This window comes from Corynebacterium sp. MSK006, assembly GCF_030232385.1.
Taxonomy (GTDB): domain Bacteria; phylum Actinomycetota; class Actinomycetes; order Mycobacteriales; family Mycobacteriaceae; genus Corynebacterium; species Corynebacterium frankenforstense_A.
Genome location: NZ_JASPJZ010000016.1, coordinates 1 through 26,216 on the forward strand (window position 1 = coordinate 1; position 26,216 = coordinate 26,216).

Annotated in this window: 16 protein-coding genes; 12 read left to right on the forward strand and 4 right to left on the reverse strand. The window is 72.0% G+C overall.

What is annotated here, in order from left to right:
- Nucleotides 1-42 precede the first annotated feature (42 nt).
- Nucleotides 43-1,116: a hypothetical protein gene (locus QQA02_RS09075; RefSeq protein WP_284775248.1), complete on the forward strand. Its 1,074-nt coding sequence runs from the start codon at nt 43-45 to the stop codon at nt 1,114-1,116.
- A 14-nt stretch (nt 1,117-1,130) separates the two neighbouring features.
- Nucleotides 1,131-1,649, forward strand: coding sequence for a Cys-tRNA(Pro) deacylase (ybaK, locus tag QQA02_RS09080; RefSeq protein WP_284775250.1), 519 nt, complete (start codon nt 1,131-1,133; stop codon nt 1,647-1,649).
- 102 nt (nt 1,650-1,751) lie between these two features.
- On the opposite strand, the gene ramB is transcribed toward ybaK, so the two are convergent.
- Entirely contained in the window at nt 1,752-3,212 is a 1,461-nt protein-coding gene (ramB, locus tag QQA02_RS09085) for an acetate metabolism transcriptional regulator RamB (RefSeq protein ID WP_284775251.1), read from the reverse strand.
- Between the two features lie 365 nt (nt 3,213-3,577).
- On the opposite strand from ramB, the gene QQA02_RS09090 reads away from it, so the two are divergent.
- From QQA02_RS09090 to QQA02_RS09125, 8 genes are all read left to right on the forward strand, one after another.
- Nucleotides 3,578-4,348 carry a succinate dehydrogenase cytochrome b subunit gene (locus QQA02_RS09090; protein ID WP_284775253.1) on the forward strand — a complete coding sequence of 257 codons (771 nt, stop codon included), beginning with the start codon at nt 3,578-3,580 and terminating at the stop codon, nt 4,346-4,348.
- A 48-nt stretch (nt 4,349-4,396) separates the two neighbouring features.
- Nucleotides 4,397-6,409 carry a fumarate reductase/succinate dehydrogenase flavoprotein subunit gene (locus QQA02_RS09095; protein WP_284775255.1) on the forward strand — a complete coding sequence of 671 codons (2,013 nt, stop codon included), beginning with the start codon at nt 4,397-4,399 and terminating at the stop codon, nt 6,407-6,409.
- Nucleotides 6,409-7,158 (forward strand): succinate dehydrogenase/fumarate reductase iron-sulfur subunit, encoded by a 750-nt coding sequence (locus QQA02_RS09100; protein WP_284775256.1) that lies wholly within the window; start codon nt 6,409-6,411, stop codon nt 7,156-7,158. The genes QQA02_RS09095 and QQA02_RS09100 overlap by 1 nt, the downstream gene beginning before the upstream one ends.
- Before the next feature lie 45 nt (nt 7,159-7,203).
- Complete coding sequence (locus QQA02_RS09105; RefSeq protein WP_284775257.1) at nt 7,204-7,563, forward strand: hypothetical protein; 360 nt, start codon at nt 7,204-7,206, stop codon at nt 7,561-7,563.
- Between the two features lie 290 nt (nt 7,564-7,853).
- Nucleotides 7,854-9,236, forward strand: coding sequence for a DUF445 domain-containing protein (locus QQA02_RS09110; protein ID WP_284775259.1), 1,383 nt, complete (start codon nt 7,854-7,856; stop codon nt 9,234-9,236).
- Nucleotides 9,237-9,334: 98 nt separating this feature from the next.
- Complete coding sequence (locus tag QQA02_RS09115) at nt 9,335-9,970, forward strand: CGLAU_01105 family protein (RefSeq protein WP_284775261.1); 636 nt, start codon at nt 9,335-9,337, stop codon at nt 9,968-9,970.
- 28 nt (nt 9,971-9,998) lie between these two features.
- Nucleotides 9,999-10,295, forward strand: coding sequence for a DUF2516 family protein (locus QQA02_RS09120; protein ID WP_423777783.1), 297 nt, complete (start codon nt 9,999-10,001; stop codon nt 10,293-10,295).
- On the forward strand, nt 10,292-10,972 hold the full coding sequence (locus tag QQA02_RS09125; RefSeq protein ID WP_284775262.1) for a beta/alpha barrel domain-containing protein: 681 nt from the start codon (nt 10,292-10,294) through the stop codon (nt 10,970-10,972). The genes QQA02_RS09120 and QQA02_RS09125 overlap by 4 nt, the downstream gene beginning before the upstream one ends.
- A gap of 93 nt (nt 10,973-11,065) precedes the next feature.
- On the opposite strand, the gene QQA02_RS09130 is transcribed toward QQA02_RS09125, so the two are convergent.
- Both QQA02_RS09130 and QQA02_RS09135 read right to left on the reverse strand, forming a co-directional pair.
- A complete protein-coding gene (locus QQA02_RS09130) occupies nt 11,066-11,968 on the reverse strand; it encodes an LmeA family phospholipid-binding protein (RefSeq protein ID WP_284775319.1) in 903 nt (300 codons plus the stop codon).
- A gap of 150 nt (nt 11,969-12,118) precedes the next feature.
- Nucleotides 12,119-12,622, reverse strand: a complete 504-nt coding sequence (locus QQA02_RS09135; RefSeq protein WP_284775264.1) for a DUF2505 domain-containing protein — start codon at nt 12,620-12,622, stop codon at nt 12,119-12,121.
- A gap of 39 nt (nt 12,623-12,661) precedes the next feature.
- On the opposite strand from QQA02_RS09135, the gene QQA02_RS09140 reads away from it, so the two are divergent.
- Complete coding sequence (locus QQA02_RS09140) at nt 12,662-13,783, forward strand: UDP-N-acetylmuramate dehydrogenase (RefSeq protein ID WP_284775267.1); 1,122 nt, start codon at nt 12,662-12,664, stop codon at nt 13,781-13,783.
- Here QQA02_RS09140 and QQA02_RS09145 read toward each other — a convergent pair.
- Entirely contained in the window at nt 13,723-23,106 is a 9,384-nt protein-coding gene (locus QQA02_RS09145) for a fatty acid synthase subunit beta domain-containing protein (protein ID WP_423777784.1), read from the reverse strand. The genes QQA02_RS09140 and QQA02_RS09145 overlap by 61 nt on opposite strands.
- Nucleotides 23,107-23,936: 830 nt before the next feature.
- On the opposite strand from QQA02_RS09145, the gene QQA02_RS09150 reads away from it, so the two are divergent.
- Nucleotides 23,937-26,180 (forward strand): HNH endonuclease signature motif containing protein, encoded by a 2,244-nt coding sequence (locus tag QQA02_RS09150; protein ID WP_284775269.1) that lies wholly within the window; start codon nt 23,937-23,939, stop codon nt 26,178-26,180.
- The last annotated feature ends 36 nt before the right edge of the window (nt 26,181-26,216 follow it).

Below are 26,216 nucleotides of genomic sequence, written 5' to 3' on the forward strand. Positions count from 1 at the left end.
GACAGCCACCGCGGGCCCGGCCGGCTCTCCTAGCCTGGGGCCATGAGCTCCACCGACCACACGACCCCGACAGACACCACAACCGGCGCCGCCGTCGGCATCGTCTCCGACGACGGGCTGGCCGCCGCCCGCGTCGGCGGCGCCGTCGAGGAGCGCGACCGAGTGCGCACGGTGGTCGGCACCGTGCCGCTCAACTCCGACGGCGACCTGGACCTGGCCGGGGCAGGCGAGCGGATGCGCCGCGAGGAGGGCTGGTCGCGGCTGATCTACGTCACCGACCTGCCGCTGACGGCCGAGCGCCGCCCCGTGGTCCGCCAGTCCCGCCCGGACGGCTCGGTCGCCGTCGTCTCGCTGCCCGCGCTCGGCGTCCTCGGCGTCTCCCGGCGGCTGCGCCGCCAGCTCGCCGCGCTGCACGCCTTCGCCGAGGAGTCCGGGGACGACAGTGAGACCACTACCGCCACCGGCGGCGACGGCGAGGGTTCCGACGACGAACTGGCCGCCACCCACGTCCTGCGCGGGCCGCTGGCCCGGCTGCGGCTTCTGGCCGGCATGATCCGCTGCAACCGCCCGGCCACGCTGCTGCGCGCGCTGACCGGCTGCCTGGCAGCCGTCGCCGCGACCGGCGGGTTCGGCATCTTCTACGGCTCGATCTGGCAGATGGCCCACTCGATCCCGCCGTGGCGCCTGGCGCTGACGGCGCTGGTCTCGGTGGCCGTGCTCTGCGGCTGGCTCGTCTTCCACAACGGCATGTGGCACCGCGGCGGGCGGGTCTCGCCGTGGCGGCGCCGCCTGGACAACCTGTCCACGCTCGGCACCGTTGGCCTGGCCACCTGCGCGATCTACCTGGCGGCGGTGGCGATGATGCTCTTCCTCGCCGTCGTGGTCGTCCCGCCGGACTACCTGGCCGAGCAAATCTCCGCGCCCGTCGGCCCCGCGACCTACCTGGCCATCGCCTGGTTCGCCGCCTGCCTGGGCACGATGGGCGGCGCGCTGGGCTCCAACTTCGACCGTGACGTGACCATCCGCAGCGCGACCTACTCCAAGCGCGAGTACGCCCGCCGCGTGCGCTCCGGCTACTACGACGAGGAGGACGGTTCGCAGCAGGTGCGGGGGTAAGATCAGACGTCACCATGTCGAAGAAGAAATCCGCCGCCGCCACTCCCGCCCTCGAGCAGCTCGACGCCGCGGGCATCGACTACCGCCTCGAGCGCTACAACGCCGACGCCCACTCCGCCGACGGCTTCGCGCTCGACTCCGCCGAGCACCTCGGCGTGGACCCCGCGGCCGTGTTCAAGACGCTGATGACGGTCCTCGACGGCGACGAGGCGCTGATCGCGATCGTGCCCGCCACCGCGACGCTGAACCTGAAGAACCTCGCCCGCGCCGCCGGCGGCAAGCACGCCGAGATGATGGACCGCAACCGCGCGCAGGTGGTCACCGGCTACGTCGCCGGCGGCATCTCCCCGCTGGGCCAGAAGCACCCCCACCGCGTCTTCCTCGACGAGTCCGCCATCCTGCAGGAGAACATCTTCGTCAGCGCCGGCCGCCGCGGCTGGTCCCTGGCGCTGGCCCCCGACGACCTGCTCGCCGCCGTCGGCGAGCAGGGCGCCTACGCCGCGATCGCGGACTTCACCCGCCACCACCACTAGCTCGATTGCCGACGTCCCGCCGGTCACCGGGGCTGCACCACGCACCCCGGGCGCGGGTGCGCGCCGGGGGCGCGCACCGGGACGTCGTCAATTGAAGAGGCGTCAGTACGGCGCGATCGAGGAGCGGTGCGGGTCGATCGACAGCTCGGACTGGATCGGCGGGAAGGCGCGCTGCGGGCAGCCGGCGCGGGTGCACACGCGGCAGCCGGTGCCGATGCGCGCGGCCGTGGAGACGTCGTCGAAGTCGAAGCCCTCGGCGTAGACGGTGCGGTGCGCATGGCGGGTCTCGCAGCCCAGCCCGATGACGAAGAGCTTGCCCGGGGTGTTGAAGGCGCCCTGGTGGTGGCGCACGGTGCGCGCGATCCACAGGTAGGTGCGCCCGTCGGGCATCTGCGCGAACTGGCGCGAGATCCGGCGCGGCTGGGAGAAGGCGTCGTAGACGTTCCACAGCGGGCAGGTGCCGCCGGCCTGGGTGAGGTGGAAGCTCGTGGCGGACTGGCGCTTGGAGACGTTGCCCGCCCGGTCGACGCGGATGAAGGTGAACGGCACGCCCGTCAGGCGGGGCCGTTGCAGCGTGGACAGGCGCGAGGCGACCGTCTCGTAGCCCAGCCCGAAGGTGTGGCAGAGCAGCTCGACGTCGTAGCCGGTGCGCTCGGCCTCGGCGTGGAAGAGCCGGTAGGGCAGCGTCAGGGCGGCGGCGTAGTAGAGGCCGAGGCCGCGGCGGGCGAGGTTGCGGGAGTCCTCGCCGGTCAGCGCCTCGTCGTCGAGGAGCGGCTCGATCAGCGGGGACTGCTCGAGGTGGGCGAGCTCCGCGGCCATGCGGAAGGCGACCTGGCCGGGGTCGAGCAGGCGGGACAGCCGCAGCCTCAGGGTCTCCGGGTCGAAGCTGTGCAGCACCCCGCCGGCCGGGTCGACGTACTCGATCTCCACGCCGTGGCGCTCGTTGAGCCGCCGGGCCAGCGTCTCGGCGAGCTCGGCGACGCCGAAGCGGCGCACGCTCAGCTCCGCGGCGGTGTCCTCTGCGGCGCGGTCGAGGGTGTCGATGTAGTTGCGGCGTGTGTAGAAGAAGTCGCGGACCTCCTCGTGCGGCATGGAGGTCGACAGGATGCCGAGGTTGCGGCGCCCGAGGCGGCCGCCGGGGGAGTCCTCGCCGTGGGCGTCGTCGGGCAGGCGGCGGGTGTCGGTGGCCAGGGAGAGCTTGTCGCTGACGTTGCGGTACCGGCGGTGCATCTCGACGAAGGTGCGCGCGATGCCGGGGTGCTGGCGGACGAACTCGGAGAGCTCCTGCATGTCCGGGGTGCGCGCGCCGAGCTCCTGGTCGAGGACGACGTCGCGGACCTCGGCGACGAGGCGGGAGTCGTCGTCGCTGGAGAAGAAGGCGGCGTCCACGCCGAAGGTCTCGGTCACCCGCGCGAGGACCGCGACGGTCAGCGGGCGGACGTCGTGCTCGATCTGGTTGACGTAGCTGGCGGAGAGCCCGAGCGCCTCCGCGAGGGCGGCCTGGCTGAGGTCGCGTTCGCGGCGCAGCTGACGCAGCCGGCTGCCCACGTAGACCTTTCCCATGGCCCGTCATCTTAGCCGCCGGCCTCCCCGCGGGCTGTGGGGGTCGTCGGGAGGCGGCGCCGGGGCGCGTGCCAGGAAACTGGGAGGAAACGGCGGTCTTTCAACCTAAAGGTTGACACCTTTAGGGGTGATGCAAAGGAGAGTCGAATAAATGGTGACCAATCTCACTATTAGTAAAAACCTACTGCATCTCATATCGTCCGCGCCGTTATTTTCGGTCTTTAGGACCTACGGGACCAAACCTCTAGGTAAGCCTGTCCTAGGAAAAATGGGGGGGGAGGTGGCGGACGTATCGGGTACCCCCATTAACGGGTGGGTAACGCGGGGCGGGACCCCCTAGAGTTGGAGGGGACATTGGAGGTGTCATGACTGTCAAAAACCCGGACCGTGAAGCAATCCGTCACGGCAAAATCTCGACCGAGCCCCTGCGCGACAAGCCGGCCGTCCCGTCTTGGGCGCTGAAGCTCGGCATGGCCGTCACCGGCCTGATCTTCTGTGCATTCGTCGTCGTGCACATGGTGGGCAACCTGAAGCTCTACCTGCCCGCCCACGAGGACGCCCACGGTGTCGTCCGCCCCGCTCTCGACATCTACGGCGAGTTCTTCCGCACCGTCGGCGAGCCCATGTTCCCGCGCACCTCGCTGCTGTGGATGCTGCGCATCGTCCTGCTGGCGTGCCTGATCATCCACGTCTACGGCGCGTTCGCGCTGCACGGGCGTTCCCGTCGCTCCCGCGGCAAGTTCAGCCGCAGCAACCTGATGGGCGGCATGAACTCGTTCGCCACCCGCACGATGCTGGTCACCGGCGTCGTCCTGCTGCTGTTCCTCATCTTCCACCTGATGGACCTGACCATGGGTGTCCAGCCGGCCGCAGCGGACGTCTTCGAGCACGGTGAGGTCTACGCCAACGTCGTCGCGAGCTTCTCGCGCTGGCCGGTCGCGATCTTCTACATCTTCGCGATGCTGATGCTGTTCCTGCACCTGACCCACGGCATCTGGCTCGCCGCCAGCGACCTGGGCATCACGGGCAAGCGCACCCGTCAGGTCATCCTGTTCCTCGCCTACCTCGTCCCCGCGATCGTCGTGATCGGCAACATCATCCTGCCGCTCTCCGTCGTCGTCGGTTGGGTCAGCTAGGTAACGCGACAGCGACCATCAAGGGACGACTAAGGAAAAAGGAATTCCATGAGCACTCACACTGAAACCCAGGAACGTCCGGAGTTCACCGCACCGGACAGCAGCGTCGAGGGCGTCAGCCTCGGCAGTGTCCTGGACTCGCACGAGCCCAAGGGCGTGCCGACCAAGGACATGTGGCAGCACCAGAAGAACCACATGAACCTGGTCTCGCCGCTCAACCGCCGCAAGTTCACCATCCTCGTCATCGGCACCGGTCTCTCCGGCGGTGCCGCGGCCGCGGCCCTCGGCGAGCTCGGTTACACGGTGAAGTCCTTCACCTACCACGACGCCCCGCGCCGCGCCCACTCCGTCGCGGCCCAAGGCGGCATCAACGCCGCCCGCGGCAAGAAGGTGGACAACGACTCCGCCTACCGCCACGTCAAGGACACCGTCAAGGGCGGCGACTACCGCTGCCGCGAGTCCGACTGCTGGCGCCTGGCCTACGAGTCGGTCCGCGTCATCGACCACATGAACGCCATCGGCGCCCCGTTCGCCCGCGAGTACGGCGGCTCCCTGGCCACCCGCTCCTTCGGCGGCGTGCAGGTCTCCCGCACCTACTACACCCGTGGCCAGACGGGACAGCAGCTGCAGCTGTCCACCGCCTCTGCACTGCAGCGGCAGATCCACCTGGGCAACGTCGAGATCTTCACGCACAATGATCTGCAGGACTTCATCATCACCGAGCACGACGGTGTGAAGCGCGCCCGCGGCATCGTGACCCGCAACCTGGTCAACGGCGAGCTCCAGACCTTCCGCGGCCACGCCGTGGTGCTGGCCACCGGCGGTTACGGCAACGTCTACGGCATGACCACGCTGGCCATCAACTCGAACTCCTCGGGCATGATGCGCGCCTACGAGCGCGGCGCCTACCTGGCCTCGCCGGCGTTCATCCAGTTCCACCCGACCGGCCTGCCGATCAACGCGGACTGGCAGTCGAAGACGATCCTGATGTCGGAGTCGCTGCGTAACGACGGCCGCATCTGGTCGCCGGTCACCGAGGGGGACGACCGCGACCCCAACGACATCCCCGAGGACGAGCGCGACTACTTCCTGGAGCGCCGCTACCCGGCCTTCGGCAACCTCGTCCCCCGTGACGTCGCCTCGCGTGCCATCACCCAGCAGCTCGAGAAGAACCTGGGTGTCGGCCCGAACCACAACTCGGTGTACCTGGACTTCCGCGACGCCATCCAGCGCCTCGGCAAGGACACCGTGGTCGAGCGGTACTCGAACCTGTTCAAGATGTACCACGAGGCCGTCGGCGACAACCCGCTGACCAGCCCGATGCGCATCGCCCCGACCGTCCACTTCTCCATGGGCGGCCTGTGGACCGACTTCAACGAGATGACCTCGATCGACGGCCTGTTCGCCGCCGGCGAGTGTTCGTGGACCTACCACGGCGCCAACCGCCTCGGCGCGAACTCGCTGCTGTCGGCCTCGGTCGACGGCTGGTTCACCCTGCCGTTCACCGTGCCGAACTACCTCGCCGACCACCTCAACGAGCCGCTGATCGACGAGAACGACCCGGCCATCCAGGAGGCCGTCGACCGTGCCCGCAAGCACATCGACTACTTCCTCAACAACGACGGCCCGGACCCGCACGGCCCGGACTACTACCACACCAAGCTGGGCAAGCTGCTGTACTACGCGTGCGGCGTGGCTCGTGAGGACCACACCACCCGCGACGGCATCGCCAAGATCCGCGAACTGCGCGCCGACTTCATGAAGAACGTGCGCGTGCCGGGCCGCGGCGACGAGATGAACCAGGTCCTGGAGCGCACCCTGCGCCTCTACGACTACTTCACGCTCGCCGAGCTGATGTGCGTCGACGCCCTGGACCGCGACGAGTCCTGCGGCGCCCACTACCGCCTCGACCATCTCTCCGACGAGGGTGAGGCCGAGCGCGACGACGAGCACTGGTGCTTCGTCTCGGCATGGGAGGACAACGGCGAGGGCAAGTTCATCCGCCACGCCGAGCCCCTGCACTTCGAATCGATCCCGCTGCAGACAAGGAACTACAAGTAATGAAACTTCATCTTGAGATCTGGCGTCAGGCCGGGCCGACCCAGGACGGCGCCTTCGAGTCTCTCGACGTCGACGACGCGGTTGAGCAGATGTCGATTCTGGAGCTTCTCGACCACGTGAACGGGAAGCTGATCGAGCAGGGCAAGGAGCCCTTCGCCTTCGCCTCCGACTGCCGTGAGGGCATCTGCGGTACCTGTGGTCTGACCGTCAACGGTCGTCCGCACGGCGCCGGCAAGAACTCGCCGGCGTGCCAGCAGCGCCTGTTCAACTACAACGACGGTGACACGCTGAAGATCGAGCCGTTCCGCTCGGCCGCGTTCCCGATCATCAAGGACATGGTCGTCGACCGCTCCGCCCTCGACCAGGTCATGGAGCAGGGCGGCTACGTCTCGATCAACGCGGGTACCGCCCCGGACGCCGACACGCTCCACGAGAACCACCAGCTCGCCGAGTGGTCGCTGGACCATGCCGCCTGCATCGGCTGCGGCGCCTGCGTCTCCGCCTGCCCGAACGGTGCGGCCCACCTGTTCACCGGCGCCAAGCTCACCCACCTGTCCAAGCTCCCGCTGGGCAAGGAGGAGCGCGGCCGCCGCGCCCGCAACATGGTCGACCAGCTCGAGCAGGACTTCGGCCACTGCTCGCTCTACGGCGAGTGCGCCGACGTCTGCCCGGCGGGCGTCCCGCTCTCGGCAGTGGCGGCCGTCACCAAGGAACGCGCCCGTGCCGCCTTCCGCGGCAAGGACGACTAAGCTGAAGTAACACAACGGCGGACACGTAGAAAAGGAAGTCGACAGATGTCCCAGCACAGCGTCGTCGCCGACACGGCGTCGGAGACCCACCCCGCCTACACGGGGCGGATGCACTACATCGAGGGCTACGACCCGGTCAGCTTCGCCGCGCCGCACTCGTCGCTCGTGCGCTCCCGCACCTGGATCGGCATGGGCATGGTCCTGGCCGGTCTCGCCCCGCTCGGCATGCTGCTGTGGGTCGGTGCCATGCAGACGCGTAGCGCGTCCTTCGAATTCCCGACCACGACGTACCTGATCATCGGTATCGTCCTGGCGGTCATCGCCCTGGGCGTCGGGTCCTCCCTGATCTACAGCGGACGCAGCAAGTACTTCCAGTACCGGAAGGAGACCGGGCGCAAGAACTAGCCCGGCGCCTTCGCGCGCACGTCCGGGTCGATCTCGCCCCGGCACCTCCAGGCGGCGCGGCAGGTTCCCTCAACGGGGAGCCGCCCGCGCCGCTTTCTGCTGCACGCACGGCGCCGGTAGCGTGGGGGCGGGTCGAGCGCCAGGGAGGAGGACCGGGATGCTCCGCAAGATCGGGATGATCTGCGCCGCGCTGATCACGCTGATCGTCGCCGTGCAGCTGATCGCCGCCGGCGTCGACATGCTCTGAGGCCGCCCGCGGTCAGCGTGCCGCGGCGGGGGATAATGGCCGCATGGGACGACATGAACTCCTGCCCGCAGGCGACACCGCCGCGTCCGGCCCCGGTACCGATTCCGGTGCCGTCGACGTCGCAGCGCCCGCCGGCACCACCCACCGCGCGATGCCCGGGCCCAGCCCCGAGGTCGAGGCCGAGCGCCGCGCCGCGCTGCGCCGCCACAAGGCGCTCGTCACCGGGCTGCTCGTGGTCGCCGCCACAATCTTCATCGGCTGCGCCTGGTGGCAGGCCCGACCCGACGGGGCGCCTGTCTGGGTCGGCTACGTGCGCGCGGCCGCCGAGGCCGGCATGGTCGGCGGGCTGGCCGACTGGTTCGCCGTCACCGCGCTCTTCCGCCACCCGATGGGCCTGCCCATCCCGCACACCGCGCTGATCCCGCGCAAGAAGGACCAGCTCGGCGACGCGCTCTCCGGCTTCGTCGGCGAGAACTTCCTCAACGCCGAGCTGATCACCGAGAAGATCGCCGCCGCGGACATCGCCCGGCGCCTCGGCGAGTGGCTGGCGCGCCCCGAGAGCGCGGAGCGGGTCTCCGCCGAGGCGGGCCGACTGCTGGGCAACGCCGTGGCGGCCGTCGACCCGGAGGAGGCGCGCGAGGTCATCGACCGCAGCGTCATCCAGCGCATCGCCGAGCCCGAGTGGGGCCCGCCGATCGGGCGCATGCTCGCCGAGCTGATCAAGGAGGGCAAGCTCGACCCGCTCATCGACGAGGCCGTCGGGTGGGCCGACCGCGCCGTCCAGGGCTCCGAGGAGCTCATCGTCGACCTCGTCGACCAGCGCAAGCCGGTCTGGGCGCCCCGCTTCGTCAACAACCTCGTCGGCGAGAAGATCTACCGCGAGCTGGCCAAGTTCACCGCCGACGTCGCCGCCGACCCCGCCCACCCGGCGCGGCAGGCGCTGCGCCGCCGCCTGGCGGAGTTCACCCGGGACCTGCAGCACGACCCCGCCATGATCGCGCGTGTCGAGCGCTGGAAGACCGGCGTGATGTCCTCGCGGCCCGTGCGTGAGGCCGCCGCGGCCATCTGGGACCGCGGCTCCGAGCTGCTCTCCGAGGCCGCCGCCGACCCCGACTCCGCGCTGCGCCGTCGCATCGCCGGGCTGGCCCGCGAGTGGGGCGAGCGCCTCGAGACCGACCCCGCCCTGCGCGACTCCGTCAACCGGCGGGTGGTCGGCGCCGCGGCCTTCCTGGCGGAGAACTATTCCGACCAGATCACCGGCATCATCGCCGAGACCGTCCACGGCTGGGACGCCAAGGAGGCCAGTGACAAGATCGAGCTGATGGTGGGCAAGGACCTGCAGTTCATCCGACTGAACGGAACCGTCGTCGGGGCGCTGGCCGGACTTGTTATTTACACTGGGTCGCAGCTGCTCTTCGGCGTGTGACTCACGCCGGGGGCGCCTCCCGTTCGCACCACCGCAACGACACCGCAGCCGGGGCGCCGGCGAACCCGACGCCGCCGGAGACCGAGGAAGGACTCCCCATGACCAACCCCACCGACGGCCCGGACCGCAGCAACGAACCCCTCGACCGAATCGGGGAGGCGGCGCGCAGCCTGCGCGGCGTGATCAGCGAATTCGCCGGCAACCTGCGCGGTGACGACGCGGCCCCGTCCGGCCGGCACGCCGCCGAGACCGAGAGCCCCGGCCTGATCGACCGCATCAAGGAGGCCTCCCGGCAGGTCAGCGACGCCCTCGGCGAGATCCACGGTGTCGACGACGCCAAGGCCGCCGGTTCGCGCCTGGCCGACGAGGTCGAGGCGTACGTCTCCGAGCTGACCGCGCGGCTGCATGAGGCCGGCGACCGCACCGCCGAGTCCGGCCGCCCGGCCGAGGCCCGCGCCGCGGTCACCGACGCCGCCTCCGCGCTGCGCGCCGCCGTCGACGGCGCGCTCAAGCGCCTGCGCGCCGGTATCGACGACGCCTCCGACGGCGGGGTGGGCGAGCGCCTGACCGACCTGCGCCGCCGGCTCGATGAGATCCTCGGCGGCGGCACGGACGGCGACGGCGCGAACGGTGCCGCCGGCGCGAACGGCGCCGAGGACGCGGCCGCCGGCGACACCGGCACTCCCGATATCATCGACGGCGAGGTCGTGGACGACGGCCGTACCGGTAACTAGGAGAGGTTGACTTTTGACATTGGGTGGAGTGGCGGTCCTGCTGACGGCCCTGAACTGGTTCAAGTTCGCCCTGTACGCGATTGCGGGCATCTTCGGGCTGATCGGTGCCGTACAGGCGGCGACGACGCGTGAGGACGCGTTCACGGCCGCCGACCGCCAGCAGAAGTGGGTCTGGGTGGGCCTGCTCGTGCTCTCCGCGTTCTTCGTGGTCATCGGCCAGCCGCTGATCTTCCTGTCCTGGATCGGGCTGGTCATCATCGGCCTGTACTGGTGGGACGTCCGCCCGCAGCTGCGTTCCCTGATCAACGGGTCCGGCGGCTGGTGAGCCCCGAGGCGAACGCCGCAGCCGCCGCCCCGGCACGCCTGGGCGTCGACCTGACGGCACCCGGCGCCGTGCCGGACACGACCCCCGCGCAGACCGTGCGGCAGGCCGCCGCGCGCGCCGGTCAGGCCGGCCTGGGCGCCGTGCTCGCGCCCTCGGGCTGGCTGCCCCCGGACACCGGCGAGGACGACTCTGCGGCACCCGTCATCGCGACCTGCGGTTTCCCCTACGGCCGCCAGCACGACCTCGTCGCCGCCTCCGAGGCGCGCCTGGCCGTGCAGTTCGGCGCCGTCGGCGTGCTGCTGGGCCTCGACCCGGCGGTGGTCGCCCACGGCGGCGAGAACGCCGTGCTCACCCGCCTGGTCACCGCCCGCGAGGCCGTCTCCGAGCAGGTCTGGCTCGGCGTGCTCCTGCCCGCGGCCACAGCAGGCTCGGGGCTCGAGTACCTGGTGCGCACGGCCGCGCGCGCCGGCGTCGACGCCGTGGTGCTCGACGCCCGCGAAAGCGCCGAGGACCTGGATCGCCGCGTGCTCGAGTGCCGCGCGGGCCTGGGCGGCACCGCCACCCGCGTTGACGCCCTGCTCGGCGACGCTGAGGCCGCCGCGGGCGCGCTCGAGGCGGGCGCCGGCCGCGTCTTCCTCACGGATCCCTACCCGTTGCTTGCCGACGCCGCGCGCTGAGCACCGTCGGCGCACCCGCCGACGCCGCGCGTGCGCGCCCGCCGGGGGCGCGGCGGGGCGTCGTCAATTCAGGCGCGCAGCGCCGTCACCCGACTAGGCGGCCACCGGGGTGCGCCGCGGGGGCTCCACCGCCGCCGCATTCGCGTGCGCGCTCTGCCCGGCGCCCAGCTCGGCGGGGGCGCTCGCCTCGGAGAGCGGGACGTCGTCACCGCTGACGGTGACCACCGCGCCGCCGTCGACGACGCGGAACTCCTCGACGCGCAGCCCGCCGGTCGAGGCGGGGTCCACGGCGTCGTCGACGGAGCCCTGCAGGGCCTGCTCGATCATCTCGGTGACCTCCTCGGGCAGGTCGAAGCCGAAGAACGTGGTGCCCAGCACGTTGAAGGTCACGGTGCCGTCGGCGACCTGCGGCTGCATCTTCAGCGTCGCCGCGCCGTCGGTGAACTCGAGCTCGAGGGCCTGTGACTCCGGGTCCGAGGTGACGTCGGTGACCTTGATCAGCTGGCGCATGATCCCCTCGGCCAGGCTCTGCCCGTCCGAGACCCGGGTACCCGAGGTGGAACGGGAGCCGGCCTGCTCGAAGGCGCGCTGGATGGCGGCGAGCATGAACTCGTCGGGCACGTCGGTCGTGGCCTTCAGGTGCCCGGCCACCGGATTGTCCTGGTCGGTCAGGTCCAGGTCGGTGACGTGCACCTTCGCCGCCGGGGTGCCGCTGACCTCGGGGGAGCCGGCGTCGGTGCCGGTGATCTTGAGTGACTCCGGGGTGTCGATGTCCATCTGCGGGATCACCCCGCGCAGCACGCCGAGGGTCAGCGGGCCCGCCCCGAAGGAGACCTCCGGGTCGGCCTCGGCGGTCACGCCCTGGGCCTCGGTGGCCTCGCGGAACTGGGTCTTCATCTGCGATCCCAGGTACCAGCGCAGGCCGATCTCGGCGACGAGCAGCAGCGCCAGGAGCACCACCGCCACGATGAGCAGGGTCTTCCACAGGGTCTTCATCACCTGACCAGTGTGACGCATCCGACCCTCGCGGGTCCACGTGGTGCCCCTGAAAGTCACATGTCAACCGCACGCGAAAGCCCGGTCACCCACCCGGGGAGGGCCCCGGGGCGGGCGACCGGGCCTCGGCCTGGTCGGATCAGGTGCAGATCAGAGGTTGTCGCCGATCCACCGCTCGATGAGCTTGGCCTCGTTCTCGAGGATCTCGCCGAGGGCCTCGGAGACCTTCGGCTCGATGGCGTCGCCCATGAACGGGATGTTGACGCTGACCTCGTTGTCGTAGTCGATGGTGGTGGTCTCGCCGTCGCCGGAGACGGTGCCCTCGCCCTCGTAGCTGACGGGGGTGCCCTTGACGTCGGCGGTGTAGTCGAGGTTGACGTTGCCGTCCTCGAGCGGGCCGACGGTGACGACGCGCTTGACCTTGAGCGCCTGGGAGATCATGGAGCGCACGGCCTCGGGGAGGACCTCCAGGGGCAGGACCTCGAAGAGGGTCGCCTCGCCGCCGCCGTCGGTGGCGGCGTACTCGTGGACCTCGCCCGGCTCGGGGGAGAGGTTGGCCACGTCGAACTTCCAGAACTCCTCGTTGGTGAGGGCGGCGTGGACCTTCTCGACCGGCTGGTTGATGGTGACGGTTGTCTCGCTACGGGTAGCCATGGCCTTCAGACTACCGTTAAAGGCGTGTGTGCTGAACCCGTGACACCAGACAACGAGCTCATCCGCCGGCTCGGGGAGATCGACGCGGTGCGCGTCGACACCGGGACGCGCCTGGCCGACCTGACCACCCTGCGCCTCGGCGGGCGCCCGGCCGCCACCGTGCGGTGCGCGAGCCCGGAGGCCGTCTGCGCCGCCGTGGGGCAACTCGACGCCGCCGGAGCGCATGTGCTCGTCGTGGGCGGCGGCTCCAACCTCGTCGTCGCCGACGGCGAGCTCGACCTCTACGTCGTCGTTCTCGAGTGCGACGAGGTCGCCGTGGACGCCGCGACCGGCCTGGTGCGCGCGCAGGCCGGCGCCGTGTGGGACGAGGTGGTGGCCACCTCCGTGACCGCGGGCCTGGGCGGCATCGAGTGCCTCTCCGGCATCCCGGGCTCGGCCGGGGCGACCCCGGTGCAGAACGTGGGCGCCTACGGCGCGGAGGTCGGCGACCGGCTGACCCGGGTGCGCCTGTGGGACCGCGCCCGCCGCGTCGACGAGTGGGTGCCGGCGGCCTCGCTGGAGCTGGCCTACCGCTGGTCGAACCTGAAGTACTCGGGCCGCGCCGTCGTGCTCGAGATCGAGCTGCAGCTGGCCTGCGACGGGCTCTCCGCCCCGCTGCGCTTCGGCGCGCTGGCCCGGGCGCTCGGCGCGGAGCGCGCCGACGAGCGCTTCCCGGCCGCGCAGGTGCGCGAGGAGGTGCTGAAGCTGCGCCGCGGCAAGGGCATGGTCCTCGACGCCGACGACCACGACACGTGGTCGGCCGGATCCTTCTTCACCAACCCCGTCGTCGACGCGGAGACCGCCGACGCGGTGTGCGACATCGTGCGCGCCACCTACGGCGACGCGGAGGCCGACGGCATGCCGCGCTACCCCGCGCCCGGCGGGGTGAAGCTCTCGGCGGCGTGGCTGATCGAGCGCGCCGGGTACCCGCGCGGCTACCCGGACGCCGACGCCCCGGTCCGCGTGTCCACCAGACACACGCTGGCGTTGACGAACCGGGGCGGGGCGCGCACCGCGGATCTGGTGGGCCTGGCCCGCGAGATCCGCGACGGGGTGCGCGACTACTTCGGGGTCACGCTGGTCCCCGAGCCGGTCTGGGTCGGCGTCGAGCTCGACGGGTAGACCCCGTCGGCACCCAGGCGGGTGTCGGCGTCGAGCAGCAGGGCGATCTCGGCCTCGTGGCCGGCCTGCTCCGGCAGGCGGCGGGCGTCCGGCGCCTCGTAGAGCGTGGCACGGCCGATCATGCCGGCCTCCAGGCGGTGCACGCCGGCGCGCAGGCGCGCGGTGGCCCGCTTCCGCCAGTCGCGCGCGGCCTGCTCGCCGCGGGCGGTGCGCAGCGCCGCCTCGAAGACGGCCGGGTGCGCGAGCACCACGACCGCGGCGACGTGGCCGAAGCCCAGCGAGGTCAGCACGCCGGCCTTCACCGCGCCGGCACCCAGGTCGAGCGGGGCGCGCAGCCAGACCAGCGGGCCGCCCTTGGTGCCGATCTCCGGGTCGACGCAGTCGAGCGAGGCGTTCTGCGGCAGGCGCCCGGAACGCAGGATCTCGACGAGCTCGCCCATCTGGAACAGCGCGGCGCCGCCCTTGGCGTGGCCGGTCAGCGACTTCTGCGAGACCACGAACAGCGGGTTGCCCTCGTCGCGGCCGACGGTGCGCCACATCAGGGCGTGCAGCTCGGACTCGTTCGGGTCGTTCGCGTTGGTCGAGGTGTCGTGCTTGGAGACCACGCGCACGTCGTCCGGGGTCAGGCCGAGCTCGCGCAGGGAGCGCGCCAGCGTCGAGTTCTCCCCGCCGCGCGCGGCGCCGAGCGCACCCAGGCCGGGCGCGGGGATCGAGGTGTGCGCGCCGTCGGCGTGGCTGGCGGCGTAGCCGACCACGGCCAGCACCGGCAGGCCCAGCTCGGCGGCCACGGAGCCGCGGGCCAGCAGCACGGTGCCGCCGCCCTCGGCCTCGAGGAAGCCGCCGCGGCGCCGGTCGTTCGGCCGGGAGATGAACCGCGGGTCGATGCCCTTGGCCGTCATCTTCGCGGTTTCGGCGGTGGCGTTCATGTCGCCGAAGCCCTGCAGGGACTCGACCTGGACGTCGTCGATGCCACCGGCGACGACCACGTCGGCCTTGTGCAGGCGGATCTTGTCCACGCCCTCCTCGACGGAGACGGCCGCGGTGGCGCAGGCGGCGACCGGGTGGATCATCGCGCCGTAGCCGCCGACGTAGTCCTGCATGACGTGTGCGGCCACGATGTTGGGCAGCGCCTCCTGCAGGATGTCGCTGGGCCGGTCCTCGCCGAGGAAGCGGGAGACGAACACCTTGTGCAGGCTCTCCATGCCGCCGATGCCGGTGCCCTGGGTGGACGCGACGTCGGTCGGGTGCACGGCGCGCAGCAGCTCGGCCGGGGAGAACCCGGAGGAGATGAACGCGTCGACGGCGGTGACCAGGTTCCACACGGTGATGCGGTCCGCGGCGTCGATCATGGAGGCGGGCACGCCCCAGCGCGCCGGGTCGAAGTCGTCCGGCATCTGGCCGGCGACGCTGCGCGAGAGGGTCGCGCGGCGCGGCACGCGGGCGGTCGCGCCCTTGTGGCGGGTGACCTCCCACTCGCCGTCGGCCTCGCGCACGGAGGTCTTGGCGGGGTCGGCCGCGGCGATGTCCTCGGCCTCGGCGCGGGTGGGCACCGTGAAGGTGATGTCGCGGTCGAGGAAGACCTCGGCGACGTCCACGGAGCCGCCGTCCTTGAGGAAGAACTTGTCGCTGAGCGCGCGGATGCCGGAGCGGGCGACGACCTCGTCGCGGTAGCGCTCGTAGATCTCCTCCTCGGGCACGGCGGTGCCCTCGGCGTCGTACCAGCCCGGCGTCGGGTCCTCGGCCCAGTGGACCAGGCCGGTCATCCAGGCCAGCTCGAGCACGCCGGCGGCGGTGAGCTCGACGGAGCCGTCGCGGTGGATGCCGTACTCGGCCTCGGTGCGGGTGCGCCCGGAGCCCCACGAGGAGACCTCGCCGAGGCCGACCATGAGGACCATGTCGTCGAGGTCCTGGGTGACCTCGCCCAGCTGCACGCCCTCGCCGTTCGGCTGGACGGGCCGCGGGGAGTTCGGCAGCGCGGTGATGCTGGGCTCCTTGTCTCCGGCGGCGTTCGCGCCAGCGGACGTCGCGGTCGCCGTCGCTGCGTCCGTTGCGGTGTCAGCCTGGTTGGCGGCGTTCGCGTCAGCGGACGCCGCGGCTTCCGCGGCCAGCTCGGTGATGGAGATGGCGGCGGAGCCGAGGCCGCCGGTGAGGTCGGCGATGACCGGGGCGGAGGCCGCCTTCCTCCGGGTCTCGGCGTCGGCCAGCCCGACGAGCTCGGTGGAGATCTCCTCGGGGCTCCAGACGTGGATGCCGTGGGCGCGGGCGGCGGGCACCAGGACGTCGTTGCCGCCCATGAGGTTGGTGCCGGCGACCCAGCCGATGCGGGCCTGGGCCAGCGTGACGCCCTCGGGCCAGCCGGCCTCGGCGGACCACTTGGCGCAGATCGCGTCGAGGGCGGCCTTGACCTCGCCGTAGGCGCCGTCGCCGCCGAACATACCGCGGTTCGGGGAGCCGGGCAGCACGACGTGGCAGCGGGTGTCCACGGCGTCCTGGGCCAGGAGCGAGAGCCCGGCGATGGTGCGCTCGACGGACCACAGCAGCAGGCGGGCCTGGTTCTCGGCGGCCGGGCCGGCCTCGGCCAGGGAGCCGGAGACCGACGGGGCGGCGAAGGGGTAAGCCAGGGTGGGCACCAGGGCCGGCTTGATCACGGTGGCCTGGTTGCCCTGGGTCTCCACCTGCTCGGTGCCGATCCAGTCGATCAGGGCGTCGACGTCGCGGTAGCTGGAGAGGTTGGCGGGCACCAGCCACAGGGCCGCGCCGTTGACGGCGTGACGGGCGTAGAGGGTGCGGGCGAACTCCTTGCGGGCCTGGGGCACCCGCGAGGAGGTCATGATCACCGTGGCGCCCTCGCCCAGCAGGCGGGCGACGACGTCGGCGGCGATGGAGCCGGGGGCCGCGCCGGTGACCAGGGCGATCTGGTCGGCGAAGCGCTGCTCGGCGGCCGGCCGGGCCGCGGACTCTGCGATGCGGCGCAGCAGGGCGGGGTTCTCGCCGCCGTTGTCGGCCCACCAGTTGGCCTGGGCGGCGACGGTGGCGCCGGTGCCGGCGAAGCGGGCGAGGATCTGCTCCTCGTCAGTGTCCTGGGCAGCGGCGGCGGAGCCGTCGCTGCCGGCGGCATTCTTGTTGTCGGTGGCGGCGTCCTTGTTCCCGGTGGCGGCGGCGAAGCCGTCGTCACCGAGGGCGATGCGGGCGAGCTCCTCGCGGGCGGAGGCCCAGCGGTCGTCGAAGAGGACGGCGCGGTTGCCGTCGAAGGTCGGGGTGACCAGGCGCAGCCAGTCGGTGCCGAGCTCGGCCTCGACGGTGGCGGCCAGCGTGGCCGCCTCGGCGGCGCCCTCCCCGGCGGCCGCGAGCGCGGCGGCGGCCTCGTCGGCGTCGGTGTTGAGACCCAGCTGCTCGAGCACGCCGCGGGCGGCGGTCGCGAGCACGCCCTCCGCACCGGTGACGGTCTCGGCGAAGGCGTCGAGCGCGGCCGAGTCGACCACGGCCCCGCCGCCCTGGCCGCCGGCGGCGGCGCGGGAGACGGAGACGCCGGCGCGGGCGGCGACGGCGGCCACCGCGGCGTCGACAAGCGCGGTGACCTCCTGCTTGGTGGAGGCGGAGGTGGGCACGGTGGTCAGCTCGCCGCCGCGGACGGACTCGCCCTCGCGGGAGCCGAGCAGGATCTCGGCCTCGACGTGGCCGACCCAGCTCTCGGGCAGGCCCCAGGAGCCGGTGACGGCCTCGCCGATCGCGGCGGGCTTCAGGCCGGCCGCACCGGTCAGGGTGCGCAGGCGGGAGTCGACGGCCTCGCCGAGGACGGAGCCGAAGGGGTGGTAGCCCGGTGCGGCGGTGCGCACGCGCTCGCGCAGCGTGGCGACGTCCGCGTCGGCCGCGCCGTCGATGGCGGGCACGCCCAGCTCACCGGACATGTCCATGAGCAGCTGGTTGCGGCGCGAGCTGACACCGTTGGTCAGCTCCTCGACGGTGTCGGAGTCGTTGATCTGGTCGAGGCGGATCTTGTTCTGGAACGCGAAGAGCACCATGATCGCGTCGGCCGCGTCGAAGGGCAGCTCGGGCGCGTCGGCGGCGGAACCGCCGGCGGCCGGGGCGGTCGGGGCGGTCGGGGCGGCCGAACCGACCTCGGCGACCGCGGCCGGGGTGGGCGAGGCCTCGGCGGCCGGGGCGGGGACGGTCTCGGACTCGGAGGGCGCCTCGGGTGCGTCCTCTGGGCCGGTGGCGGCCGCGTCAGCGGCCGTCACGTCAGCGGCCGCCACGGGGGCGGACGCGACGTCGGAAAGCGTCACGGCGTCGTGGTCGCGCTCGACGTTGAAGACGGGCACGTGGCGGCCGAGGACGTCCATGGTGCGCTTGGCCATGTTCGCCAGCGTCGGGGAGGCGGCGAGGCCGACCTCGACGATCTGGTCGACGGAGTCCAGCAGCAGCTCCTGGGTCTCGATCCAGCGCACCGGGGAGGCGAACTGCCAGCTCAGCAGCTCGATGAGCAGCACGCGGGCGAGGTCGTTCGGGCTCAGCGAGTCCGCGGTGACCCCGGCGAGGCGCTCGGACGGGGCGACGGCGCGCACGGCGTCGAGGAAGTCGTCGGTCAGCTCGAAGGGGCGGGCGACGAGGTTCGGCACGTAGCGGCCGACCAGCGCCTTGAGGTTGATCTCGGTGGGCAGCAGCTCGTCGAGCTTCTCGGCGAAGGCGGCCACGCCCGGGCGCAGCACGGTGGAGTGGAACGGCACGTCGATGCCCGGGATGCGCACCAGGGCGCGCGGGTTGACGGCGTTGGCGGCCGCGGCCAGGGCGTCGAGCCCGGCGACGGTGCCGGCCACGGAGTACTGCTGGCCGGGGATGTTGTAGTTGACGATCTCGAGGAACTCGCCGGTCTGCTCGGCGATCCGGTCGACGTAGCCCTGGACCTCGTCCGGGCCCACGCCGATCATGTTCGGGCGCAGGGCGGCCAGGCCGTAGTTCGAGCGGCCGGTCTCGTCGCGCGGGACGAGTGAGCCCATCGCGGAGCCGCGCGAGTAGACGATGTCGATGACGCCCTCGAGTTCGAAGATGTCGCTGAGGCTGGCCAGGGCCGTGTACTCGCCGAGGGAGTGCCCGGCGTACATCACGCCCGGGCTGTCGGCCACGGCGTCCTCGTCGCGCAGGCGCTCGGTCTCCGCGTAGGCGACGACGGCCAGCGCGACCTGGGTGAACTGGGTCAGGTTGAGCACGCCGGCGGGGTGGCGGAAGGTCCGCCCGCGCACGGTCAGCTCGGTCGGGTTGTCGTCGACGATGTGCCGGATGGAGAAGCCCAGCGCGGTGCGCGTGTGGCGGTCGGCGCGGCGCCAGATCTCGCGGGCGGCGGCGGAGGCCGAGCGGTCCGCCGCCCCCATGCCGGTGGCCTGCACGCCCTGACCGGGGTAGACGTAGGCGGTCTTCGGCTCGGCGAGCAGCGCCTGCCCGCGCGAGATGACGTCGCCGCCGATACGGCACGTGACCTCGAGGGCGGCGTGCAGCCCGGCGCGGCCGACGCGCTCGACGGTGATCTCGACCTCGTCGTTGAGCTGCACCATGCCGTACATGTTGTAGGTCCAGCCCTCGACGTGGCCGTGGCGGCCGGCGAGGTGCTGCGCGGTCGCGGAGAGCCACATGCCGTGCACCAGCGGCGCGTCCAGGCCGACCAGGCGGGCGGCGTTCGCCGAGGTGTGGATCGGGTTGTAGTCGCCGGAGACCATCGCGAAGGCGGTCATGTTGCCCGGCGCGGTCACGGTCGCGCGGTCGACGAAGGAGCGCTGCCCGGAGCGGATGCCCGTGGCGGCCGGCGCGTCGCCGTACTCCGGCGCGGCCGGCGGCTGGGCGTGGCCGACGGCGCGGCCGCGGATGCAGAAGCGCTCGACCAGGGTGGCCACGAGCACACGTCCGCTTGCCGACGTCCCGTCGGTCGCCGTGGGCGCGCCCACGGCGCCGTCGGCGCCGACGCCGGCGTGCGCGACGTCGTCAATTTCACCGGCGTCCGCGAAGACGTCGAGGTCGACGCGCACGATGCGCCCGGAGGCGGACTCGTCGATGGAGGTGCAACGCGACTCGACGGTCAGGCGGCGGCCGGCGCCCGGGGCGGCGAGCTCGGCGAGCGGGCGACGCAGCTCGACGGAGTGGTCGAAGTGCACGGCGTTGAGCAGGCCCTCGATGACGGGGTAGCCGTCGGCGAGCCGGCCGGTGCCCAGTGCGGTGTAGATGGCCGGCCAGCAGGGGCCGACGAGCACGTCGGGGGTGCCGGCCTCGACGCCGAGCGGGGCGCCGGTGACGGTGCTGTGCGCGCGCAGCAGGTGCTCCGGCAGGTGGAAGGAGTCGGTGACCAGGCCGTAGGGGGCGGACTCGGTGGTGGCACCCACGGTCGGCAGGGCGTCGACGGTGTCGCCGGCGGCGGAGGTGGAGCCCACGCCGGCGACGCCGGCGAGCAGGGCGAAGACGCTCTCGGGCAGACGGGCGTCGCTGACCACGGGGGAGGCGCCGGTGTGCACGGCCGGGCCGAGGTCGAGCGGGATGTCGACGTTGCGCACGGCGTAGGGGCGCTCGGGCAGGTCGTCCCAGCGGGTCTCGGCGAGCACGCGCACGGTCCACTCGGTCTCGGAGTCGCCCGGGATGAGCTCGAAGGCGCCGGGGGCCAGGACGTGGGCCGGGTTGTCGATGAGGTGTCCGTGCCAGACGATCGTCGGCGAGGCGGTGATCAGCTCGCGGGCGTCGGCGGCGTCCTCGAGGCGGGCGAAGCGGGCGACCGGCTCGGCGTCGATGCGGCCGGCGGCGACCTGCTCGTAGCGGTCCAGGATGGCGGCGACGGGCTCGTCGACGGTGGTGATCGCGCCGACGGAGACCGGACCGGGGATGGCGCGCACGGCGGAGGCCGGGTAGCGCTCGTCCTGGGACTGCCACAGGGAGTCCAGGCCGAACCAGCGCTTGAGGTCACCATCGATGGCGGTGACCCAGGGCATAGGCTTGTGGTGCTTGCGGTTCAGTCCGACCCACCAGGCGGCGTCGCGGGCGGCCACGGCGGTCTCGGCGGCCTCCGGGTAGGCCTCCTTGAGGCGCGCGGCGGCGGCCGGGCCGTCCTCGACGGAGGCCAGGTCCGGGAAGAGAGTGGGGATCTCGCCGTGGTCGGCGGAGTTGAGGCGGGCCTCGACGCGGCGGACCAGGTCCAGGAAGCGGTCCGGCCAGGTCGGGTCGATCCACGGGAAGGCCAGGTCGACGAAGCGGTCGACCCACTCGGCGTAGGTCATCTCGTCGACGTCGCCGAAGTAGGGCTTGGAGGTCTTGGACAGCAGCTCGACGAGCTCCTCGCGGTGCTCCGCGTAGGAGTCCGAGTCCAGCTCGGTGATGCGGCGGGAGGCGGCGGCGAAGTCGTTGTCCAGCTCGTGCATGTCCGCCAGCAGGTGGGACTGGCCGGAGGTCACGCCGCCGGCGCAGGCCAGGCGGCCGACCCAGCCCTCGTTCTCCTCGGGCGCGACGCCCGGGGTCTGGCGCAGCAGCTCCTTGACCTGCGGGGAGGTCTTGGCCTCGCGGGCGGTCATGGCAGCGGTGCCCACGAGCACGGCGTCGACCGGCATGGCCGGCAGGCCGTAGGCGGCCGACCAGGTGCCCAGCAGGTAGTCCGCGGCGCGCTCGGGGTCGCCGAGGCCCCCGCCGACGGCGAGGGTGACGTTCGGGCGGCGGCGGATCTCCGCGTAGGTGGCGCGCAGCATGTCGTCGAGGTTGACCCAGGAGTGGTGGCCGCCGGCGTGGCCGTCCTCGACCTGCATGATGATGGCGGTGTCCGGGTTGTCGTCGGCGATGGCCAGGGTGGCGCGGATCTGCACCGAGGTGCCCGGCTTGAAGGCGACGTAGGGGTAGCCGTCGGCGTGCAGCTGGGCGAGCAGCTCGCGGGCCTCCTCCGGCTCCGGGATGCCGGCGGAGACGGTCACGCCGTTGATCGCGGCGCCGGCCGCGCGGGCTCGGGAGACGATGCGCTGCTGGCCGAACTGCAGGTTCCACAGGAATCGGTCGAAGTACATGGAGTTGAACTGGGCGGCGCGGCCCGGCTCGAGCTGGGCGATCAGGGCGTCCTTGTTGGCGGTGAAGACCTCCTCCGAGAACTGCCCGCCGCCGGCCATTTCGGCCCAGTGGCCGGCGTTGGCGGCCGCGGCGACGATGTCCGGGTCCACCGTGGTCGGCGTCATGCCGGCGAGGATGACGGGGGAGTAGCCGGTCAGCTTGGAGAAGCGGGTCTGCAGCTTGACTTCGCCGTCGGGCAGGCGGACCAGGCGCGGGACGAAGTCCTCCCAGGTCTCGGCCTGCGGGAGAGCGGTGCCCGGGGTGGCCAGGCGGTCGCGCTCGGCGGCGGAGCCGGCCGGGATGACGGGCACGCCGGTGCCGGCCAGCAGGTTCTCGGTCATCCGGGCCAGGCCGGTGTCGAGGCTGAGGACGTGGGTGACGCCCTTGGCACGCAGGTCCGCGACGCGTGCGGTCCAGTCGAAGTGATTGATGAAGATCTCGTTGACCAGCGCGGCGGCGTCGACGTCGGCGTCCACGCCGCAACGGCGGGCCCACTCGATCGCGGTGGCGGCGGCCTCCGCGTTGACCGGGTTGTGGAAGGCGGCGGCGACAGGCAGCTCGTCGAAGCGCGGCTCCAGCGGGTCGCCGCCGGTCTCGCGCTCCTCGACGCGCCGGTTGTGCGCGGCGACGAGCTCCTCGAGGGCGCGGCGCACGGCCGCGAGGTCCTCCGGGGTGCCGGAGAGCACCTGGTGGGTGGGGCCGTTGACGACGGCCACCACGGCGGTGCGGTCGGCCGCATCGGCGGCCGACGCGACGTCGTCAAGCGGCAGCCCGCGCACGGACAGCATCCGGGAGCGGTTGTCGAAGGCGGTGGGGGCCGACAGCGCGGTGCCCATGAGCACGGCGAGGGCGAGCGCGGCCTCGGGGTGGCGGACGGCGGCGACGCCGAGGTCGCCCTGGGAGTGACCGGCGCACTCGGTGGCGGTCAGGTCCAGGCCGAGGTCGCGGAGGTGCTCGACGGCGGCGATCTGGCCGAGCACGATGCCCGGCACGGAGACGGCCGGCTGGGCGTCGGCGGGGCGTGCCGCGGCGGTCGCGTCCGGGCCGGTCAGTCCGGTGAGGCGCTCGAAGACGCCGGGCACGGTGCTGCCGATCTCGCGGGCCAGCGGCGCGGTGCGGGTGCGCACGCGGTCGATGAGGGCCTGCAGGCGCGGCGCGACGCCGGGCTGTGCGGCCGTGGTCGAGACGGCCAGCTGCCACGGGGAACCCTGGCCGGCGAAGATCAGGGCCGGGTGCTCCATGGACAGAAGGGGGGTGAGGGACATGCTTATCCTTCGCGAATCGGCGGTCAGTGGTCGGCCGCAGCGGTCTGACGGCCCGTCTGGGCGGGCTGCTGGGCTGCACGTTTCTTTGGCCGAGGCAACATTATAGCGAGGATGGCTGATAATGTGAAGAAACACTCATGTTTGAGAGTGTCTCCGGTGGTGGGCGGTGCTAAATGTTTCTTCAGGCAATGTTACGTGTGCGTAGGTTAAGGCGGGGGTCTCGGGCTTGAGGCGAGGGTTTTGGGCGGAGTGGCTCTCGGGTCGGAGTGGTTGAGGTGGGGCGGTTCTGAGGCCGGAGTGGTTGAAGTGGAGGAGAGGTCGTTTTTGGGCCGGAGTGGCAGGTCGGAGTGGTTGGGGTGGGGGAAGGTCGTTCTTGGGTCGGGGCGGTTGAGGCGAGGGGGTGTTGTGGGGTGGGGTGCTGCCTCGTCGGGTGACGGGGTCGTCGGGGCGGGTGTCCTCTTTGGGGTCGCCGTGCACTGACCTGCGGGTTCGAAAAAGTTCGGGAATTTACCGAACATGATTGCGAATGTGTTCATGGTTCTGTATGCTCAAGGGCGAACGGAAAATCTCGGGGGACGACGTTTCATCGGTTCGGTGACGGGGCTCCGGGGCAAGGAAATATCGGCTTCTGAGTCGTTTTACTGCAGTGATCTGCGGTTCGGCGGGGTGGTGGCTGATCGGAGACTCTTTCGGTCCGGGAGAGGGGGTGTGTATCCATGAATGACCGGGAAGCTGTCGCGGAAACGTCCAGGAGTTCGAATGTTCGGGGCGAAGATTCTGCGTCGACGCGACCGGGCTCGAAGGCGAACTCCGCCTCGGGTGCGGAAGCCGTGGCCGCGGCGCTGGATGCTGCCGCCGACGCCCTTGTCGCGCTGCCGGACCTGGTGACCCCGGACATGAGCGCCGAGGACTTCGCCGCGATCGTTCCCGCGGTCGAACGCCTGGAGAAGGCGATGGGCTCCAAGGAGCTCGTCGACGAGGTCGTCGCCCACCTGGCGGGGATGCACCACGCCGGCGACATGGTCGGCTCGAACAAGGCCGAGCAGTTCCTGGTGCGCCGTCTGGGCCTGTCCCGCAAGGAGGCCTTCGACCGCATCCGGCGCGCGGAGATGACCTTCGGTGAGCCGCGCCCGCCCAGGGACGTCCCCTCCGGTTCGGTCGACGGTGCCGGCGATGGTTCGGGCGGTGATGACGGCCGGCCGCAGGATGAGCAGGATCAGCAGGGCGCGCAGGATCAGCAGGCCGGCCAGGACGGGTCCGACGGATCGGACGGCTCGGACACCCAGAGTGAGCGGCAGCGCCGCGAGGAAGAGAAACAGCGGAAGAGGCAGGAGGAGTGGGAGCGGCTGCAGGCCGAGCGGCGTGAGGCGGAGCGGCGTCGCGCCGCCGAGGAACGCGAGAAGGCCAGGAAGGAGGCGTACCGCAAGCGGGTGGCCGCGGAGAAGAAGGCCGTGATCGCCTCGGAGCTCGAGGAACTCCTGCCGACCGCCCGGCCCGGTTACGACCAACTGCTGCGCGAGGCTCTCGAGCAGGCGGATCGACGCGGGGTCGAGGACCTCCGCGACTGGGTGCGCCACCGGGTGCGTCGCGCGAACGCGCTGGCACGGGACCCGTTCGCGGCCCGGCGTCTGCGCAAGTTCTGGATCGGCAAGCCCGACGCGCACGGCGGTGCCCGCATCGGCGGGTATGTGCCGGGGGAGACGCTGGCGCTGATCGAGAGCCTGGTGTCGCCGGCGCGTCGCCCCGGCTTCGACTTCCCCGAGGGCGTCGAGATGGATGACGCGCGCACGCTGGACCAGCGCCGGGCCGACGCCCTGCACCAGGCGCTGCTGCACGCGGCCTCGTGTGACTCGAGGAAGCGCGGCGCGGCCTCCGTGGTGGTCTCCTTCACTGCCTCGGACCTCGACGACCTCTCCCCGGAGGAGCCGGCCGGTGGCGCCGGCCGGGACGCGGGGTCCGACGACGGTGGCCGGGTCGACGGCCCCGAGGGCGGCCCTGGCGGCGGTCCCGAGGGCAGCCCCGGTGGCGGCGGCGGAGGCTCCGGCGGAGGCCACGACGGCTCCGGCGGCGCGGCTGCCGCTCCGGGTGGGGCGGCGCCGCCGGGCAGAAGCCCTGCCGGCCCCGTCCACGACCTTCCGACCGACACCCGATCGCTCGCAGACATCACCGCGAGTGCCGGGCGCTCACCCGGAGGCCCCTTGAAGACGTACCCGACCAACACTCGTGCAGACCTCGACCTGTTCGCGGTGCTGCAGCTGCAGGCTGCCCGCCACGACATCATGGTGCTGCACAACAAGGACGGAAACCCGTTGATCGCGGGCCGGGCCTACCGTTCGGCTACCTTCATCCAGAAGGCTGCGCTGGTGGCCACCGAGCTGGTCTGCTCCTTCCCGGGGTGCACCCAGCGTGCCGAGGCGTGCGACGTCCACCACATCATCGCGTTCTTCCTCGCGGGGCGCACCGACATCGAGAACCTGACGCTGCGGTGCCGCACCCACCACACGGACAACAACGACCGTCGGAACGCGAATCTCGCCAGGGGATGGGCGGCCCGCGGGTCGGACGGCCGGGTCGGGCAGAAGTGGCCCGGCTCCCCGGAGATCGAATACAACGAGACGGCCCAGGCACAACTCTCGGCCGGGGCGCGCATCCGTGCCCTCAACGCGGGCACGCAATCCGACGACCGGTCGAGCGACCGATCCGACGATGGAACCGGCGGTGAACCCGGCGGCCGACCTGACGAAACGACAGGTGCGCCACCCGGTCAGTCGGGAGCAGTGGGCCCGTCACCGGGTACGCCGACCGAGGGGTCTGCCGGCCAATCGTCGGGGGAGCACGCCGCCGGCCAACCGTCGGACGAGGGGCCCACTGACCAGCCGTCGGGGGAGGAAGAGGAACTGCTGGACGAACTGCGCGCCGAGCGTGACCGCGAGGCGTGGGCGCAGGCAGACGACGAGTGGGCGGTGGAACCCGACGGGCCCTTCGACGCCAACTACAGCGACGACGCCGCGGGCAGCGCCGGCCGAGACGATGACCCCGAAGACGGCGAACAGCCCTACCTCTTCTCCGCGTGAGCGGAGCGGGCAGGGCTGGCGGAGACCTGCGGGGCA

Bases quoted from the DNA above. Each gene is read 5' to 3' on its own strand.
- QQA02_RS09075 (WP_284775248.1), top strand. From the start codon at position 43: ATGAGCTCCACCGACCACACGACCCCGACAGACACCACAACCGGCGCC.
- ybaK (WP_284775250.1), top strand. From the start codon at position 1,131: ATGTCGAAGAAGAAATCCGCCGCCGCCACTCCCGCCCTCGAGCAGCTC.
- ramB (WP_284775251.1), bottom strand. From the start codon at position 3,212: ATGGGAAAGGTCTACGTGGGCAGCCGGCTGCGTCAGCTGCGCCGCGAA.
- QQA02_RS09090 (WP_284775253.1), top strand. From the start codon at position 3,578: ATGACTGTCAAAAACCCGGACCGTGAAGCAATCCGTCACGGCAAAATC.
- QQA02_RS09095 (WP_284775255.1), top strand. From the start codon at position 4,397: ATGAGCACTCACACTGAAACCCAGGAACGTCCGGAGTTCACCGCACCG.
- QQA02_RS09100 (WP_284775256.1), top strand. From the start codon at position 6,409: ATGAAACTTCATCTTGAGATCTGGCGTCAGGCCGGGCCGACCCAGGAC.
- QQA02_RS09105 (WP_284775257.1), top strand. From the start codon at position 7,204: ATGTCCCAGCACAGCGTCGTCGCCGACACGGCGTCGGAGACCCACCCC.
- QQA02_RS09110 (WP_284775259.1), top strand. From the start codon at position 7,854: ATGGGACGACATGAACTCCTGCCCGCAGGCGACACCGCCGCGTCCGGC.
- QQA02_RS09115 (WP_284775261.1), top strand. From the start codon at position 9,335: ATGACCAACCCCACCGACGGCCCGGACCGCAGCAACGAACCCCTCGAC.
- QQA02_RS09130 (WP_284775319.1), bottom strand. From the start codon at position 11,968: ATGAAGACCCTGTGGAAGACCCTGCTCATCGTGGCGGTGGTGCTCCTG.
- QQA02_RS09135 (WP_284775264.1), bottom strand. From the start codon at position 12,622: ATGGCTACCCGTAGCGAGACAACCGTCACCATCAACCAGCCGGTCGAG.
- QQA02_RS09145 (WP_423777784.1), bottom strand. From the start codon at position 23,106: ATGTCCCTCACCCCCCTTCTGTCCATGGAGCACCCGGCCCTGATCTTC.